The 303-nt window shown below is 39.6% G+C and carries 1 protein-coding gene; it reads left to right on the top strand.

Translation table 11 applies throughout. The features are described from left to right. Nucleotides 1-82 precede the first annotated feature (82 nt). Nucleotides 83-303: peptidylprolyl isomerase (locus HC175_RS22735; RefSeq protein WP_209310225.1), on the top strand; the 221-nt coding region annotated here is incomplete at its 3' end.

Here is a 303-nt window from a genome sequence, read left to right as displayed (position 1 = left end):
AATTATCCCTCTTTTCATTATTCATTGAACCTTAAACATTATTCATTTCTTTATCTTTGCCTTTTTAACCTAAAATCACGACATGAACGACGGATTATATGCAAAACTCAGCACCACACGAGGTGACATCACTATAAAACTGGAACATGAAAAAACTCCGGGGACGGTTGGAAATTTTGTGGCCCTGGCTGAGGGAAATCTGGAAAATGAGGCTAAACCTCAGGGAAAACCATATTATGACGGACTAATTTTTCACCGGGTAATACCTAACTTTATGATCCAGGGGGGTGATCCCAAAGGAAC

The organism is Salinimicrobium oceani (assembly GCF_012037645.1).
Note: the sequence above shows the minus strand (reverse complement) of the source record. Positions and strands in the feature narration are given on the sequence as shown.